Annotated in this window: 11 protein-coding genes; 1 reads left to right on the top strand and 10 read right to left on the bottom strand. The window is 38.9% G+C overall.

The window, feature by feature from the left end:
• Positions 1-27 precede the first annotated feature (27 nt).
• From BMX21_RS13055 to BMX21_RS13045, 3 genes are all read right to left on the bottom strand, one after another.
• Positions 28-2,016 (bottom strand): glycoside hydrolase family 31 protein, encoded by a 1,989-nt coding sequence (locus BMX21_RS13055; protein ID WP_092045051.1) that lies wholly within the window; start codon positions 2,014-2,016, stop codon positions 28-30.
• Positions 2,017-2,165: 149 nt separating this feature from the next.
• Positions 2,166-2,459: a Nif11-like leader peptide family natural product precursor gene (locus tag BMX21_RS13050; protein WP_092045048.1), complete on the bottom strand. Its 294-nt coding sequence runs from the start codon at positions 2,457-2,459 to the stop codon at positions 2,166-2,168.
• A 290-nt stretch (positions 2,460-2,749) separates the two neighbouring features.
• Entirely contained in the window at positions 2,750-3,967 is a 1,218-nt protein-coding gene (locus BMX21_RS13045) for an MFS transporter (RefSeq protein ID WP_092045045.1), read from the bottom strand.
• Positions 3,968-4,513: 546 nt separating this feature from the next.
• Between BMX21_RS13045 and BMX21_RS13040 the strand changes: the two genes are divergently transcribed.
• Positions 4,514-5,923 carry a family 43 glycosylhydrolase gene (locus BMX21_RS13040; protein WP_092045042.1) on the top strand — a complete coding sequence of 470 codons (1,410 nt, stop codon included), beginning with the start codon at positions 4,514-4,516 and terminating at the stop codon, positions 5,921-5,923.
• Between the two features lie 200 nt (positions 5,924-6,123).
• Here the strand turns inward: BMX21_RS13040 and BMX21_RS13035 are convergent, their stop codons facing one another.
• From BMX21_RS13035 to BMX21_RS13005, 7 genes are all read right to left on the bottom strand, one after another.
• Positions 6,124-7,278, bottom strand: a complete 1,155-nt coding sequence (locus BMX21_RS13035; protein WP_092045039.1) for a hypothetical protein — start codon at positions 7,276-7,278, stop codon at positions 6,124-6,126.
• Positions 7,279-7,961: 683 nt separating this feature from the next.
• Complete coding sequence (locus tag BMX21_RS13030) at positions 7,962-10,061, bottom strand: beta-galactosidase (protein ID WP_092045036.1); 2,100 nt, start codon at positions 10,059-10,061, stop codon at positions 7,962-7,964.
• Positions 10,062-10,333: 272 nt separating this feature from the next.
• Complete coding sequence (locus BMX21_RS13025; protein ID WP_092045033.1) at positions 10,334-10,807, bottom strand: GNAT family N-acetyltransferase; 474 nt, start codon at positions 10,805-10,807, stop codon at positions 10,334-10,336.
• Between the two features lie 379 nt (positions 10,808-11,186).
• A complete protein-coding gene (locus tag BMX21_RS13020) occupies positions 11,187-12,944 on the bottom strand; it encodes a methyl-accepting chemotaxis protein (RefSeq protein WP_092045030.1) in 1,758 nt (585 codons plus the stop codon).
• A 12-nt stretch (positions 12,945-12,956) separates the two neighbouring features.
• Entirely contained in the window at positions 12,957-14,261 is a 1,305-nt protein-coding gene (locus BMX21_RS13015) for an ABC transporter substrate-binding protein (RefSeq protein WP_092045027.1), read from the bottom strand.
• Between the two features lie 259 nt (positions 14,262-14,520).
• The gene (locus BMX21_RS13010; RefSeq protein WP_092045025.1) at positions 14,521-15,576 is read right to left on the bottom strand and encodes a GGDEF domain-containing protein; all 1,056 of its coding nucleotides are present in this window, start codon (positions 15,574-15,576) and stop codon (positions 14,521-14,523) included.
• Between the two features lie 95 nt (positions 15,577-15,671).
• Positions 15,672-16,820 carry an MFS transporter gene (locus BMX21_RS13005; RefSeq protein ID WP_092045022.1) on the bottom strand — a complete coding sequence of 383 codons (1,149 nt, stop codon included), beginning with the start codon at positions 16,818-16,820 and terminating at the stop codon, positions 15,672-15,674.
• Between the last annotated feature and the right edge of the window lie 20 nt (positions 16,821-16,840).

Here is a 16,840-nt window from a genome sequence, read left to right as displayed (position 1 = left end):
ATTTTTTACCAAAGTAATATTCTTTGCTTATATTCTTGTTATACCGTCATCTGTATACATATCATAGCTCTTAGCATCTGCCTCGAAACCTATATATGTCAGGTTATCTGTAGCAAGAGCTCCTGTCCTGTTTGCAGGCTCTGTGATAGGAAGAACTCGTCCTTTTCTTATAAATACCAGCACCTCTCCAAGATCTGCTCTAAGATAATGATCTCCCTTAGGAAGAACTTCCTCGTCATAATCATCATATGACCTGAAGCGGATCATCTTCATATCTTCCGGAAGATATACGTATCTGCCTGTAGTATTCTGCTTGTATACAGGAGCTATCATGATACTGTCTCCTACAAGGAGCTGATCTTCTACTTCCCTGCTCCTGTCATCATCATATTCAAAGCACAGAGGCTCAAAGAGCATCTCATAGTTAAGAGCAGCCTTCATGAATTCTGAATACAGATACGGAATAAGAGCATATCGAAGATCTATTAGTTTCTTAAAAGTATCTTTTGAATCAAATCGGTATAGTTCCTGATATCTAGTTCCTGCAGCAGCATGATTCCTGAAAAGAGGTGTGAATATGCCAAAAGATATCCATCTGATAGCAAGATCCTCAGTAGTATCTGCACCAAATCCGCATACATCAGCACCTGAATACAAGAAGCCGCACATAGACAGAGCCGGCATCTGCTGTATATTAAGAAGAAGGTGTGACCACCAGGACTTATTGTCACCGCACCATATACCACCATATCTGTGCATTCCTATATATGAAGATCTGGAGAACATAAGGATTCTTTTGTCAGGAGATAATCTCTCAAAAGCTTCACCGGCAGCCCTTGTCATATTGTAGCCAAAAAGGTTGTGGACTTTGTCATGCCTTATCTTCCTGCCCTTATATTCATGATAGAATCTCTTATAATCCGCTTCGTTATTGTCGATAGATCCCACAAGATCCTTGAAAGCAAAAAATGACTTTATATCAAGATTCTTGCCTTTGTAATCCTCTATAGCATCAAATACTTCCTGTAGATGATCCTGCGTATAGAATATGGCAGGCTCGTTCATATCGTTCCAGAAGCCGTCAATTCCCTGATCCAGAAGCACTTTATACTTGTTGCCAAACCACTCTCTTGCCTTATCATTAAGAAAATCAGGGAAGTGAACCTGCCCCGGCCATACAGCTGCTACAAGATTTTCTCCATTTTCTTTTTTGACAAAAAAATCTCCTGCTACGCCTTCTTCGTAGACATCATACCCGTCTTCAATCTTGACGCCCGCATCAATGATAGGGACAAGGTGAATGCCTCTATTCTTCATCTCATCTACAAATTCAGGAAAATTGGGGAAAGCCTTGTCATCTATAGTAAAGTCCTTGTATCTCTCCATATAGTCAATATCAAGGTAGATCATATCAAGAGGAATGCCAAACTCGTCATACTTATCAGCCACTTCCCTGACTTCATCTTCTGTATAATAGCTCCACCTGCTCTGACCAAAGCCAAATGCCCAGTAAGGCGGGATGTAGCTTCTGCCAATAAGGTGCCTGAACTCTTTGACTATATTCTTAAGACTTTCTGATCTGGACAAAGAAGCTTCAGATTCATCAGCTTCTATCAGATAGATATCTGCATCGAAATCTTCAAAAGATATTACAAGCTGGTCCTGCTGACTATAACCTATATCAAATGTAACTCTTCCGGGTGTATCTACATAGACTCCAAGTGATCTGTCATCAGATGTTATAATCAGGAAGTTCTGCGATGCATACAAAGACCTCTTGTCCTCTGTATGATTGGGATCGTCTGAATTAAAGCTTGTATAGATCCAGCCCCTTTTGTTGATACCACGGACTGTCTCCCCCAGTCCAAAGACCATATCCTTCTTGGACATAGATAATGAAAGCATCCCCTCTTCATCATCTTTCTTAAAAAATGGAATCTCCCCTTTGGTAACCTCGATATCCTGCACAACAGAGTCTGTCTCAATAGGATTACCAATTCTATACTTTCTAGTCATTTTGCAATACTGCCTCCCTATGTTCTTATTAGGTTCTTATTAGGTTATTATTTAATGTTTTATGTAATGTTTATATAAGAAATTCTATGTAATGCTTTATGCATTATTGGTATGTGTCATTTTTGTATTATTTTTTTAAGGCAAGATCATTAATTGCTAATAGCCTCAAGCCTCATCATAAACACAGAATACTCATCATTCCACGTGTCCAGATCCGGAGAATTCTCACCGCCGCCATTAGTGCTTCTCTTAATCTCGGCATAGAACTCTTCTCCTTCATTTATCAGATCCATTACATTAATGAAAATACCATACTCCGCAGCAATAGCACAGAAATCTGATACCGGGTTAGCTGAACTTTTAGTATTAAGAAGCTTATTTCTAAGATCATTATCAGACTTTGCCTTTTCAAACAATTCATCAAGATTCTCACTAATAGTCATACAATTCTTCCTTCTGGTATATTATTGGTTGCATAATACGAAAATTATCATCTAAATATCTGTAAATGAGCAGGCGTCTGAATATTATTCAATAAATATATTATCCAATAGGACGATATACACTTATCCCTGCTCATATCTTAATATAACAGAAAAAGTCCTCTATTACAGCACTTCATGTCAATATTATGTTCACAAAATCAGGCGCGAAGCTTAGCCGTTTCCGAAGAAAGAGCTTACTCTTGCAGCATTTGCTATTTCACTGGCTGTATTCATGCCACCAGTTGGTATTATTCTTGATATTTTACGTTCTCTCTGCTATCAACGCTGATCAGGATGATCGAAGCAATCACAGCTATCAGCGTCATCGCTACAGAAAATCCCCATGCATAAGCTGACCCCCATATATCAAAAAGCTTACCGCTGCCAAGCTCCACAACTCCTGTCATAAGAGCTGATGCAAAGCTTGTAACGCCATATATCCTGCCCCTAAACTGTGCAGGAACCTTCCTTGCAAGATATGTTCCAATTACAATTGTTGTCAATATCTCTCCCAAAGTAAACAGCGCTATGGAGATATAGTACCCCGGGATAAACCCAAAGGATACCAGAAAAGCAGCAAAGCTAACTGCCTGTAAGATAGTTCCAAGAGCATATTTTCTTGTAAGAGATACGCTTTCAAGAAGCATAGTTATGATCGGTGTAAAAAGGACTACTATGATGCAGTTAACGCTTGTAACAGTTCCGTATATGACAGATCCATTGTCCGGATATGCCTTGCTGATATCAAGCGGCATCAGATATCCGAACTGTGAGTACGCTCCCTGATAGAAACTAAGTGCTATGATGAAGATCATAAGGGCAGGACTCTTGGCGATAATGTTCAATATACTGCCCTGGTGCGGGTTATCAGCAATTTCTTTTTTCTTATGAGGAGTTCCAATATCTCTTACAAATAATCCGATAAGTACAGTTGATACCATGATCGAGAGCCCGCTTATTACAAAGCATAGCCACAGATAGTTGTTAAAAAGTATCCCTGCTATAGTCGGCGAGAGGATAAGTCCTATGTTAGAGCCAAGATAAAGAAGTGAGAATGCCTTCTCTCTTTTGTCAGGAGGGGTTATATCCGCAACCAGAGCCTGATACGCCGGTCCTTCCAAAGTCTGGAAGAAAGCTCCAACCAGTAGTACGCATATGGAAAAAAGTGATAGCGGTATAAATCCGCTAATGACAAATAATACAATTGATATAATATCGCAGCATATGATAACTCTCTTCTTGTTGAACCTGTCTGCGATCTGGCCGCCCCATATATTAGCCGGCAGGAAGATCACACCTGATACGATAATAAATGTTGCTGTCTGTGTTGCAGAAAGTCCGAGCTTCTTGTTAAGGATCATCGTCATCATAGGCCAGATCATGGCGCCAAGATTCGTAACGATCCTTCCAAAAAACAGGATGTAATTTTCTTTTTTAAGTCCCTTGTATTGTGAAAATAGACGCATAAATGCTCCTCATATAATAAATATACCAGTATAGCCGGTACCGGTATTTCAAAAGGTTTTTGAAACCTGTCCCAATTTATAGATATACATTCAAAAAGGATTTTGACACATAACTCAATTTATAAATTTACGCTCGAAAAGTGTTTTGACGCCTAACTCAATTTATAAATTTATGCTCAAAAAGTGTTTTGACACCTAACTCAATTTATAAATTTACGCTCATACAGAAGTGATGCTTTAGAGCGACCTTGAAGCGACATTAGCACTAGTTTAACATAATTTGTTCGATATATGACAAAAATGATTCAGTAAATCTTTTCTATATATTTTATTCTATAGAAAACGACTAAAATAAATGTGCTTTGCCAGTCATCAAATGCCCTATATACCAGCAATAGATGACCGGCATAAGGCATTTTCCAAAGTCGTTTACTTAAGTTTAGGATGTGCTTTTTGATAAAAAGCCTTCAAGAAAACATGTATTTTCGTATATGAAATCATAGAATACATCACTAAAAAATTTATAACAAAAAGAAGGAACATAAGATGAAAGAAAAAGTACGTGTTTATACAAGAGATATCGACAAAGATGAATACCCCTTTGGTCTTGCCAAGGCAGTTCATTTTGAAGTAGAACACAAGGATGATAAAGGCGTAAGAGGTACTACTGCTTTAAACAACAACTACGCAGTTCTTTTTGCAGAAGGCAATATATCCAAAGATAATACGATCATTCCATTAGGAATAGACGACCCTATAATATTTGAGCTGCCTGGCGGTACTATCTACATATCAGGAAGAAGGATTGATTCAGATGGTAATTCATATGCTCTAGATGAAGGCAGGCTCTGGACTTTTGAGACTCATGACCTGATTCACTTTGAAACCGTAGGGCTTGTAGATCCTGATATCATTGCTGCATACTCTCCTTCTGATGTCCTGGATGTTGATGAGGCAATCATTCAAGCTGCCATAAAGTTCTGGAATCCTGAGAAGCCTTTAGATGATGCATCTGTGACCAAATACTCTTTTCCCCTAGCCAAGGGATTTGGAGATCCTGTCATATTTAAATGGGAAGGCAAGTGGTACTTCATCTCAACAAGCGACAACACAGGTGATATCGGAATCTACGTTCGTGAAGCTGACACTGTCCCGGAACTTTTTAAAGAAGACGTAGTCCAGCACCTCATTCTTCCTTATGATGAAAAAAGACAGCTCATCCAGACTTTCTGGGCACCTGAGTTCCATGTGATAGGCGGCGAGTTATATATCCTCTTTGCTGTAAGTACAAAACAGTGGGGACCTCAGTGCCATCTTATGAAATTCAAAAAAGGCGGAAGCATCATAGACACGGATAGCTGGGAAGATCCTATTAAAGTTTTGAAAAAAGACGGATCGCCCCTTTCCTATGGAGCTATCTCCCTTGACATGACTTATATTAAAGCTGGAAGTGGCTCTTACGTAGTCTGGTCATACAGAGAACATATAGGTGATCCTCTTGATACAGGCTCCATGTTATATATAGCAACAATAGATGAAAAAGAGCCATGGAAGCTTACTTCAGATCCGGTACTTTTGTCACGCCCGCTATACGGATGGGAGAATCTTGAAGGTACCATCAATAATGAAGGGCCTTATGCCTTTATCAGGAATAACAAGATATACCTCACCTATTCAGGCGGCGCTGCAAATGGCTACACATATGCAGTAGGCCTGTTTACAGCAGACTATGACGCAGATCTTCTTGACCTTACTTCCTGGACTAAGAGCATCTCTCCTATCCTTACTTTCTATAACGTTGATGAGTTCGGTCCCGGACACAATTCATTTTTTGAAGATGATAATGGGAATCTCATGATAGCTTATCATGCAGAAAGAAATATCAAAGAGCATCTACGATGTGACATGATCCGCAGAGTCTGCTTCAAGGCTGACGGAACGCCTTATTTTGTGTAAGATATTCCAAAGGTATTGTTAACCTATTGTATAGTTATTTCTAATATTGGTAAATATAAATCGCCTTCCTATGGCTACTACGTTATAGGAAGGCGATTTTCTATTTTTCTGAAAAAATCTGTTTTACAATTCTATCAATTATTACAAGACAATCTGTTTATTAAGCTCATCTGTTTTTTAAGCTCATCTGTTTTCCAAGCTTATCTATTATTAGAAGTATGTTTATTGGTATTTCTATTTGTAGGTACATTGGCATTTCTGTTTATAGCCATATTAGTACTTCTATTTGCAGTCATATTAGTATTTCTATTTGCTGCCATATTAGTACTCCTATTTGTTGTCGCATTAGTACTCCTGTTTGCTGTCACATTAGTTTTTCTATTTATAGCTATATTAGTATTCTTGTTAACATTAGCTTTGTTAGGCATTTTCAAATTTTGAGCTTTATTATATGCACCACCATTAGTATATGGATTGCTGTTATTATATACATCACCATTAGTATATGGATTACCGTTATAATCAGCTTCCTGATATCTCGTATTTTGCTGAACCGGTTTTCTGAACATCTTTAAAATGGTATAGCCGTGATGCAATACAAATACAGCAATAAGCATAAATAGATGCGTGTAGAATATACCAACAATATAATAATTACGCTCCAGCAGATACCCTACACTAAATCCTATATAACACAGGACTCCTGTAAGTATAAGCCCCATGATAAGAAGATGAAGACTTACAAACATATTCTTAAGTGCAATTACAAAGTCTTTAAATGATGCATCAAAATATACAAATCGGCCAATCATTAGTCCCAGATAATACATCATTACAGGGCTGTACTCGCTTTCATCGCCTATGATATTAAGGTATACCAAAATGATGATAACATAGAACATACTAAGCATGCGGACTGTAGCTTTTTTGTCTCTGTCAATCACTTTAAGCGGGATGACTATTTTATCAAGAATTGTATTAAGAACGCAGGACAGGCAGATCAGCAGTAGTAATGCAAAGTCCTTGCCATCACTCCATATATTATAAAAAAGCATCCATCCCGCGCCTGACTCTCCACTTGTCTGTATCAACGAATAGATATGGTTACATACAACATAAGAAACTGCGAATGACATAACAGAAGTTCCTGAGATTATCATTTCATAAAAGAGTTCTACGTTGCTATCTGCTTTTATAAGAAGCTCGCTCTTGTCACTACTTCGTCCGCCGGCAACCAATCTAGTAACAAGTCTTGCTCCAAATGTGCATAGTAAGATTCCTACAAGCGCTATTATGAAAAAAATAAATTTTTCGCCCAATGTAAAATCAGGGTTAATGTAAGCTTTTAATGTCATGATGATGTCCTCTCAGGTTATGTCTGTAAGATTTATTATGATATTGGCAGTTGGTTAATGCTATCCAAGCTGCCATTATTCTTCTTTTTTAGGCAGTAGCTCTGGATCTTTATTTCTGCTATTATTCCTTTTTTCAGTTTTTATCAGTATCTCTGATACAGCAAGCAAAAAGTATACTCATAATATATATTGATGTTTAATAAGTATATTTCAAATATACCAAGACTATTATAGACTACAAACAATTATAATCAACTATATCTTTGCTTAATCGTCCTCAAAATATGCTAAATCAACGTGGATAAACTTTTTATCCATAAAAAAAGTCCCTCGATTTTTCTATAGTAATAAGCTATAGAAAAAACAGGAACCATTCTTACTTCGAACTACTCACAGGACGGACCAGCATTCCCAAAGTCTATACAAGGCCAGTGGTATATAAATCATTGCCACACTTTTTAATCGTTTTATTAAATTCATGAGCGTGATAGATGGAGTTTTTTATTCTGCCAGGGGTCTGTCTGTCTGAGCGAAGCGAGTTTCAGACCCCAGAATAAAAAGCTTCAGGTATCATGCCATGAATTATAAAACGATTAACAGTGTGGCAATGATTTATATACCACTGGCCCTGTATAGGCTTTGGGAATGCTGGTTCGTCCAAGCGGGAATTATGAATTACGAATTCAAAATTCCCTATAGCAGTCATCCTTAAGCTCTGAATAGACAAGATAGCTTTCCTTGCCATAGATAAGTTTTGCAGGGATTCTGAATTTCTCGCCTATATAATATTCATCGGCTACAAGCTTGCCATCAGCATAAACCTGCGCTGCGTCGCCTTCATATCTTATATTTACAAATCCTTCCGGCTTATCAACAGTCAGCTTCCTCCAGAATCTCTTTCTCTCACCACCCATATTAAGCTCATCCAGGTACGTAGGAGTGAATGGCTCATCTATACCTTCTTGGAACAGGTGAGGCTTTTCAAATTCATTTTGCATAATCTTGTCTCTATCTTCATCGGAAGTGATCACAAACTTTTCATCATCATTTAATACGCCGACTTCATCAAAGTCCTCGCCGTTCCATACATAGTACTCAAATGCACCGTCATGAATCTGTCTGATCTTGCCATCTTCCTCGTATAAGTCCACTCCATCGCCGATATATAGCTTGTCACCAAGTTTTCTTGCATATAGTGCCTGCTCAAATGAGATCGTGACAAATCTATATCCATTTCTCACAAAGCTCTTTTGACTTATAACATCTCCATTATCAAACTTATATTCCGGCGCTATTCCATCGATTTCTACGAAGAAGTAGGTATTATCTGTCTTGCAAAGCGGCTGAGCTGTTGCATATACAAGGTTGCCTGCGTCAGTATCCATATTAAATGGAAGAAAGAAAGCTTTATCGCCAGTAACACTAATGCTTGGAAATACAACGCTTCCGGTATCGATTACGACATCTTTGGTATCCTCAAGCTCTGCAAGCCTCTGATGGTGATTGATAAATACAAAGCCGCTTCTACCATCAGTTCTCATGGCATATCGAAGAGAGGTAAGATCATCAGCAGCTACGTCCTTAGTAGAGCCTACATTATCCATAGGAGCTAGTATCTGTCCAAAATCATTAACAAAAAGGTGTATCAGATTAAGGAGTCTGTACTGGTCTCTAACTTCACCATAAGAGGTCATGGCAGTATGGAAATCATAATTCAGAATTGGATAATCATTGGGATATCCTGTAGCCTTGGATTCATTAAAGGTGGACAACTTGCCGATCTTGTTAGTTCCGCCATGGTACATATAATAACCGATAAGATTGTTACCACATCCAAGCTTAACAAGTGAAAGCGCATATGCATCCATCCCGGATACTACTACTCGTCTGTGATGAGTTGAATGAAGACCTGCGCCAAGTTCGCAGGTTGCATATGGATAGTTCTCATAAGGAAGCTGCCAGCCACTTTCATTACTGTCTTTGATAAGGTCAGCGCCTATCGCCGTATCATTCCTTGTAGTATTAAAAACATAATGAGGTGAAAGAGGAAGCTTATCTGTACTATCAGCCCATGGAGCTTCTACATATGCTCCAAAGACAGGAACCACCTCTTCTACAGGGATCTCAGCTCCGTAGATACTGTTCCACCCTGTAACTGTATAGATTGGAGCTTCATAACCAATTTCAAGGGCAAGCTTCTTGAGAGCCAGAAGGTGAGGCGCATTGTCCACAAGTTCGTTTTCAAACTGTATACCAATTATATTGCCACCATCTTTATAGAATAGTCCCTTGACCTCATTGTAGATCTTCTCATACCAGATTCTGGCTTTGGCCATATACTGCTCGTTATTGTCTCTAAGCTTATAGTCCTTTTGAACAAGCCAGTCAGGGAATCCGCCGTTTCTGCATTCACCGTGTGCCCATGGTCCTATTCTAAGGATCACATATAATCCTGCTCTTCTTGCATCCTCAACGAACTTCCTGATATCAAGATCACCCGAGAAGTCGAACTCTCCCTCAATCTCTTCGTGGTAGATCCAGAAAAGGTAAGTTGCAACTATAGTGATGCCGCCGGCCTTCATCTTACACAGTTCATCGTACCAGTTATCTCTTGAGTCTCTTGAGAAGTGATACTCTCCCATTATTCCGATCCAGGGTTTTCCACCTTTTTCAAAATACTTGTTGGTAACACTTATCACTTCGCCATCAGGATTTGAACCGCCCATTTTAAGATGATCTCTGACTAGTTCTTTACTTTCAGACTGCTTGAATTTATATATCATAATATCCCTCTCATATAGGTAAATTGTCCCATTACAGGATGTAATATTGACATGTCCAGAAATACATGGATGTATTTCTATGTTCCTTTACAGGATGTAACGAAGACATGTCCAGAAATACATGGATGTATTTCTATGTCATTGTACAACATGAATTTGGATAATACGATGTAATTTAGAAAACTGCAACTAGTTGCGCTAATCTTTGTAAAAAATGACAACCGGATACTGCCACTGTCAGATATAGAGTTTTAGCCAATCAGTAAATACTATCACAAAATCTTCTCCATCCCCACTTTATAAGGCACAAGCCCCATCTTCTCATAGAACTTCATCGCACCGGGATTACAGCTCCAGACATTAAGAGTGACATTGTAACAACCATTACTGCGGGCGTACTCTATAATATGCTCATAGATAGCTTCGCCCACATGCATGCCCCTTGCAGACTCATCAACACATATATCATCTATGTATAATGTCAAAATATCTGTTAGAAGTCTCGTATTCTCAGGTCTTTGCATTACGCAAAAGCCGTGTCCCAAAACTTTACCACCTTCGCCCTCGCATACAAATACAGGTGTATCATTATCGGCTATGATCTTACTTAATTCATCCGGTGAATACTTGGTTTCTAATTTGAAAAGATCTGGCCTGCCATCATAATGAACCTTGTTGACCTGCTTTAAAAGTTCCATAAGTGATGGAATATCTTTCCCTACTGCTCTTCGAACTAAATACGACATCTAATGTACCTCCCATTACTGTTTTCTACACATTCTACACTTTACCATTTATTACGTATTAAAAAAAGAGACAATCTGCTTATTTGAAACGATTGTCTCTTTTATGCCTACTTTGCTTCCAGCTTGCCAAATTACCGCAAAATCCACTAATTCTAAAATATTTGAACGTTATAATATGACGTAAGGGTCAAAAGTCATTTCGATTCGAGCTTGCTCGAAATCGAATATGAATTTATGACCCGCAAAACATGAGCAAAGTAGTACGTAGTGCGGATTTGCGAATGTTTTAGGATTGTGAGAGTTTCGTAGAAACGGAACAATCCGTTAGTCATAAGGTGTCAAAAGGAACTTTTGACACCTACCTCATAATATCAATAAATTACAATGAAGTGAACTTCTGGGTTGTTTCATTGAGCTGTTCGGTTACTTCGGTGTTTTTGTCGATAGCTTCCGATATCTTCCTTATACCTCCGACGATTTCCTGCGAGCTTGTAGCTGACTGGGATATAGCCTGCGAGCTTTCAAGTACTGAAGTACTTATCATCTGAACAGAGTCAACCATCTCAGTCATTATGCCATTAAGGTTTTCAGCTCTATTATTGAAATTTCCAAGCATCTCTTCCATTATGTCTGCTGTGTGTTCGTATTTCTCTCCGGTAGCTACGAATTCATCGTAATCGCTTATAACCTGACCATTGATATAGTCAAGCATTGCCTGAGCATTTTTGGCAAGGTCATTAACAGCATTAGTAACTTCACCACTGATTTCTTGTATGTTAGCCGCGGTATTTCTTGAATTTTCTGCAAGTGAGCTGATCTCTGTAGCTACTACAGCAAAGCCCTTACCTGCTTCGCCTGCTCTTGCAGCCTCAATTGAAGCATTAAGAGCCAGCAGATTGGTCTGACCTGCTATATCAAGGATGACATTTGTAAGTTCATTGATCTTACCAACCTTTTCAGATTCATGAACGGATTCTCTAAGTGTTTCTGACAATCTTTCAACCTGTTCACTTGCTTCTGATTTTTTCTTAAATACCTGTTCTTTAAGTTCATCTGCCTCTGCCTTTATAGCATTGGCTGTCTTGGTTCCTTCTGTAGCTTCGTCCGCAATCTGCTGTGCAGCTGATTTGACGTCGTCTACACTGTCATTGATACTATTTACATTGCCTGATACCGTCTCCATACTTGCAGACAATTCTTCCAGTGCTGCTGATGTATTGGTTACATTGTCATCTACCATATGAAGCTGGGATGATACTTCCGCCGATGATGATGCAAGTACTACGGATCCATCTTTAACATCTTTCATGATAAGCTGCAATGTCTCTATGAAATTATTTATACCGGAAGTAATATATGATAGCTCTGACTTGGTCTTTGTATTGATTCTGGCTGTCAGATCACCATTGCCGCTTTCAATTCCATCAATGATGCCATTTACTTCGCTGCGTATACTTCTTATCTTTTTGACAACATTAATATAGCTCAAAAGGAAGCTTACTATTATAACAGCTATTATTACGAATATTCCGATGTATGAGGTCACTTTACCTCTAATCAGAAGTATGTTCATAGCATCTATCGTATTGTTAGAAGAATCACTTATTGCCTGATCAAGTACCTTGGTTGAATGGAATATGGCAACTTTCTGTATTTCAGCCTTATCGAAGAGAATCGTATAAGCAGAAGCCTGATCTCCTGCATCCTTCCTCTCCATGGAAGAATCAACGAACTTAACAAGCCTTCCATACTGAGCTTCTATCTCATCCATCTTGGTAGTTGCACTTTCATTATCAAGTGCTGTGAATTCGCTTCTAAGTGAACTGATATCTTCTGAGATGTCCTTCTTGACTTGTTCTATCTGTGGCAAAAGAGCTGTCTGCGTCTCTACAGCTTCTGCTGCAACATAACCAGTTGCCTGATCAAAAAGTGACATTACATCACTTTTAAGCTTAGCTTCTTCGGTAGTGATATTCATCATCTGTCCGAACATATCAACACTTGTATTAGTTGATGTTGTCATAGATGAGATCACCATACTCATGACAACGATAAAAGCCAGAAGAATTGCTACATTACCGGCAGCAATCAAAAACATGATAGAACTTAGTACATTAACTTTACTTTTTTTATTCATACCTCGTCCTCCTTATAACTTTGCATACCAGTCGCTTGCAATCTTCTTGATCTCTTGTAAGAACCCATCCTCATCCAGCTCTCCTTTGGCAAAATCGCAAAATGCAAAAGCAAAGCCTTTTTGACCAAGTCCCTCAGGCATCTCCATCCAGTGCCAGCTTGATGTCTTACCGGAAGATATATATTCTGAGATCACTGGTGCAAAAGGATCTGAAGCAACATATTTACAATCTTTAAACGGACTTACAAATCCTGCCTGTTCTACAAATATCTTCTGGGCGCTGTCTTCTGAGCACCACTGAAGGAATGCAAGTGATGCTTCGACTTGTCCTTCCTTGGATACTGCCCACCATGAAGGAGCACTGGTCAAAATTGTATCCATACCTTCCTGATAACAGTACGGTATCATACCTATTTCAAAATTTCCTGCTTTAGAATAATAATCAGACAGATCTCCAGTTAGCGATGCTCCTATCCATGAACCTTGTGTTATAAAGGCATACTCTCCGCTTGCAAAACCCGTAACCTGCTCATCATAAGTTCCATCTACCAAAATGTCAGGATCAGAATACTCATTAAAAAGAGCAATCATCCTTGTAAAATCAGAGAATCTATCATCATCAAATTTACCGCCATCATTCAGAATATCCAGATAAGTCGTATCTGTCCTTGAAAGTCCTGAATCCAGGTATGCTCCAAAGATATGGTTTCCGCAAGACCATCCAAGGTTCTCAGGTTCAGTGCAGTAAGCTATAACAGCTTTAATCCCTAGTTCATTCTTTTTACTATCGATTGTTTCAAAGGCCTGTCTCATAGAGTCAGGTCCCGTTATAGACCCTGGATCAACTCCGGCCTTTGCAAGAATATCTGCATTATAGGCAAGTCCTATGGCCTCCGTAGTATATGGAAATCCGATAGTTCCATATGTTTCATCAATATATGCGGCATCAGTTCTTCCTGCCCAGTCCTGATCGCTCATATCTACCAGAAGTCCTTCCCAGTTTCCAAATCCTGCTGATTCACAAGCGATAATATCCGGCATCTGATCGGACAGATAGTACCCCTTAAGAGTAGCCTGTGCATCAACACCGGCATCAACTCCGAGGACATTAACCGTAATGCCCGTCTGATTTTTGTACTCATCAGCAAGCACTTGCATCTGCGGAGCTACTTCGCCTTTAATGTTTAAGATAGTGATAGACTCTGCAGTGGATGCAGCATCTGTTTCCTGAACATCTTCTGCTTCCTTTGAAGAGCATGAAGTTCCAAAAACAAGCGCCATTGTCAGGACCATAGAACAAACAATTCTTTTCTTCATAACTTTAAATCCTTTCTGTCTTATATCAAAACAAAAAAGCTTTTCTCACTTAATATATAAAAGTGGGGAATCGTGCACTAGTGATATCGGTCAAAACTAATTATTTGTTAACAGTTTAATTTATTATCAGACCTAATAAATCACCTCACATGAATCTCGTGTGAAAGTAACAGAATAGTCAGAATGTATCTTATATATACGGAACTATAGAGGGGTGAAAATAATTCCTTGCCTTCGTCCACAAGGACCATCGATACGTTTATTTATATACCAACTTGTTCTTGCCTGTTGCCTTGGCTTCATACAGATTCTGATCTGCTTTCTTAAATGTATCTTCAAAGACATCATTATCGCCTTTTGAAGCGGCGCCCACAGAGATAGTGAAACGTAGCGAAGTTCCATTAAAATACATTGTCTTGGCTTCGACTGTCTTCCTTACATCTTCGCAGATATCTGTAAGGACCTCCTTTGGAGAATCTCCAAAGAAAATAATAAGGAACTCCTCTCCGCCCCACCTTGCAGTAACTGTATTCTCATTCTTTTTTTGCAATAATATTGAGCCAAGCTCCGCCAGGACGTCGTCTCCGATATCATGTCCATATGTATCATTGACCGTCTTAAAATTATCAATATCAATTATTGCTATAGCATATTCCGGTGACTTGTCCGGGTCATTAAGGTTTCTACGTTCTCTGATACTATCAACATAATGCCTGTTAGGAAGATGTGTCAGCTCATCATATTTGGCATTTCTTGTAAGTTTGCGTCTCTCTGTAAGTATCCTGGTAGTAAAGACATAAGAAAAGACTATCAGGATCACGAGAATAAAGGTATCATTCATAAGCCTTAACAGTTCTATATCTCTTGGACGTACAAAATATATTGGCTCATGAAACCTTGCTTCCAGCCAGCATATGAAAAAACAAGCCGAAGATACGATAGATACAGCAGCAGCATGAAATCCTGCTATTCCATCCTTTTGAAATGCATATCCTACATAAAAGCATATAACAACATTAGCAAAACAATAGTCCTGAAATCCCGCACCCCATCCAACGCATTGAACTGCCATCATATAGTGTATGAGTACTTCAATGAATGTAGCTGATATGGCAAGAAGAGGTTTTTGTGCATAAAACATAAACGCTATTGCGTAAATTGCCATACTTAACACATTGAAGAACATCATTATCTTTATTCCCAGTGCCATGAATATGATAAAGTATGTAATATGAATGCCCAGCAGTGCACTGTTAAGCGCATCGCCCCATCTTTCAATTATCGGGTATTTATGTCCTTGATTTGTTTCGCTCATATAAACCTCCAGACAAGTTTATGTACAAAATACCACTTTAAATATATCGACTTATTTTTTGCAGAACTTGTCATAAAGCATATGTATTTATGAATCTATTCTGCGCTTTTTGTTTTCCATAAGTCTAAACGCCCCAATACAATTACTGATATAAGTGACAGGATAAAAAATGCTGAAAGAGCTATCATAGCTCCTCTAAGTCCCATACTACCTGCAAGAATACCGGTAAGAGCGGTAAATGTAGCACCTCCGATACCTGTAGCTGTCGTTATCATGGCGGTAGCCGTAGCCTTACGATCTCCAGAATACTCCATCAGCCTTGTAAGAACGCTAGGATATATAGCGCCGCAAGCAAATCCCAAAGGTATACAGAGTGCCATCACAAGTTCTGCGCTGTTTGCAAAAGCAATAACAACTGTAATAAGCGGAATAGCTATTATCGCAGCTATAAGTATCTTCTTTGAGTATTTTGAAAAAAGACCTACCAGAACTCTTGAAGGGATCATAACTACCCAGAACATTGAAAGCGCAAACTTGCCAAGTCCGGAGCTAAATACCTCTTCAAACAAAGTATCAACAAAGAATGCAAAACCATTCTCAAAGCCTACATATATGCACATGACAACACACAATAAAAGCACACCCCAAACAACAAATCCTGTATTGCCAGCATTTATGTTATCTGTTCTAAATGCTGTCTCTGCCTTTTGGTTTTTGCATATGACAACGCCTGCAAAAGCTATCACTGATCCTATGGTCAGTGATACAAAGAGCATCTTCCAGGTAAGTCCGCTATTTATGAAAAAGTCAACGAATAAAGGTGCCAGAAAAGCTCCAAGAGCATACATTGAAGTCATGAAGCCGATCTTCTTTTTGCCGGATGCAGGATAGTTCTCTGCAAGAGCTGCTATGGATATAAACTGAAGAGCACTTGTTGTAAGCCCCAGGAAAAAGATACCAACAATAAATACAAGCTGAATATTACTCATGAAAATAGTAATAGAGAAAATGATCTGAATCCCGAGAAGGATCAGTAGACATCTAAGTTTCTTGGTTCTGTCAGCCCAATTTCCCAATACAAGCGGAGCAAGCATGGTTGCAAAGAGCTCTACGGAGGCAAATAAGCCCTTGCTTGTCACTGATAAATCATAAGTCTGTCCTATACTATAGAGACTTGCCTGATAGCCTCCTGCTTCAAAACCATTGATAAAAACAATAAGGAACAGATAAATCCATAGAAACATAGTCTACCTCTTTACTCCTT

Origin of the sequence: Butyrivibrio sp. TB, from assembly GCF_900110805.1 — a bacterium.
Lineage (GTDB): Bacteria > Bacillota > Clostridia > Lachnospirales > Lachnospiraceae > Butyrivibrio > Butyrivibrio fibrisolvens_C.
Note: the sequence above shows the minus strand (reverse complement) of the source record. Positions and strands in the feature narration are given on the sequence as shown.

Bases quoted from the DNA above. Each gene is read 5' to 3' on its own strand.
- BMX21_RS13045 (WP_092045045.1), bottom strand. From the start codon at position 3,967: ATGCGTCTATTTTCACAATACAAGGGACTTAAAAAAGAAAATTACATC.
- BMX21_RS13020 (WP_092045030.1), bottom strand. From the start codon at position 12,944: ATGAATAAAAAAAGTAAAGTTAATGTACTAAGTTCTATCATGTTTTTG.
- BMX21_RS13050 (WP_092045048.1), bottom strand. From the start codon at position 2,459: ATGACTATTAGTGAGAATCTTGATGAATTGTTTGAAAAGGCAAAGTCT.
- BMX21_RS13055 (WP_092045051.1), bottom strand. From the start codon at position 2,016: ATGACTAGAAAGTATAGAATTGGTAATCCTATTGAGACAGACTCTGTT.
- BMX21_RS13035 (WP_092045039.1), bottom strand. From the start codon at position 7,278: ATGACATTAAAAGCTTACATTAACCCTGATTTTACATTGGGCGAAAAA.
- BMX21_RS13015 (WP_092045027.1), bottom strand. From the start codon at position 14,261: ATGAAGAAAAGAATTGTTTGTTCTATGGTCCTGACAATGGCGCTTGTT.
- BMX21_RS13010 (WP_092045025.1), bottom strand. From the start codon at position 15,576: ATGAGCGAAACAAATCAAGGACATAAATACCCGATAATTGAAAGATGG.
- BMX21_RS13040 (WP_092045042.1), top strand. From the start codon at position 4,514: ATGAAAGAAAAAGTACGTGTTTATACAAGAGATATCGACAAAGATGAA.
- BMX21_RS13025 (WP_092045033.1), bottom strand. From the start codon at position 10,807: ATGTCGTATTTAGTTCGAAGAGCAGTAGGGAAAGATATTCCATCACTT.
- BMX21_RS13030 (WP_092045036.1), bottom strand. From the start codon at position 10,061: ATGATATATAAATTCAAGCAGTCTGAAAGTAAAGAACTAGTCAGAGAT.
- BMX21_RS13005 (WP_092045022.1), bottom strand. From the start codon at position 16,820: ATGTTTCTATGGATTTATCTGTTCCTTATTGTTTTTATCAATGGTTTT.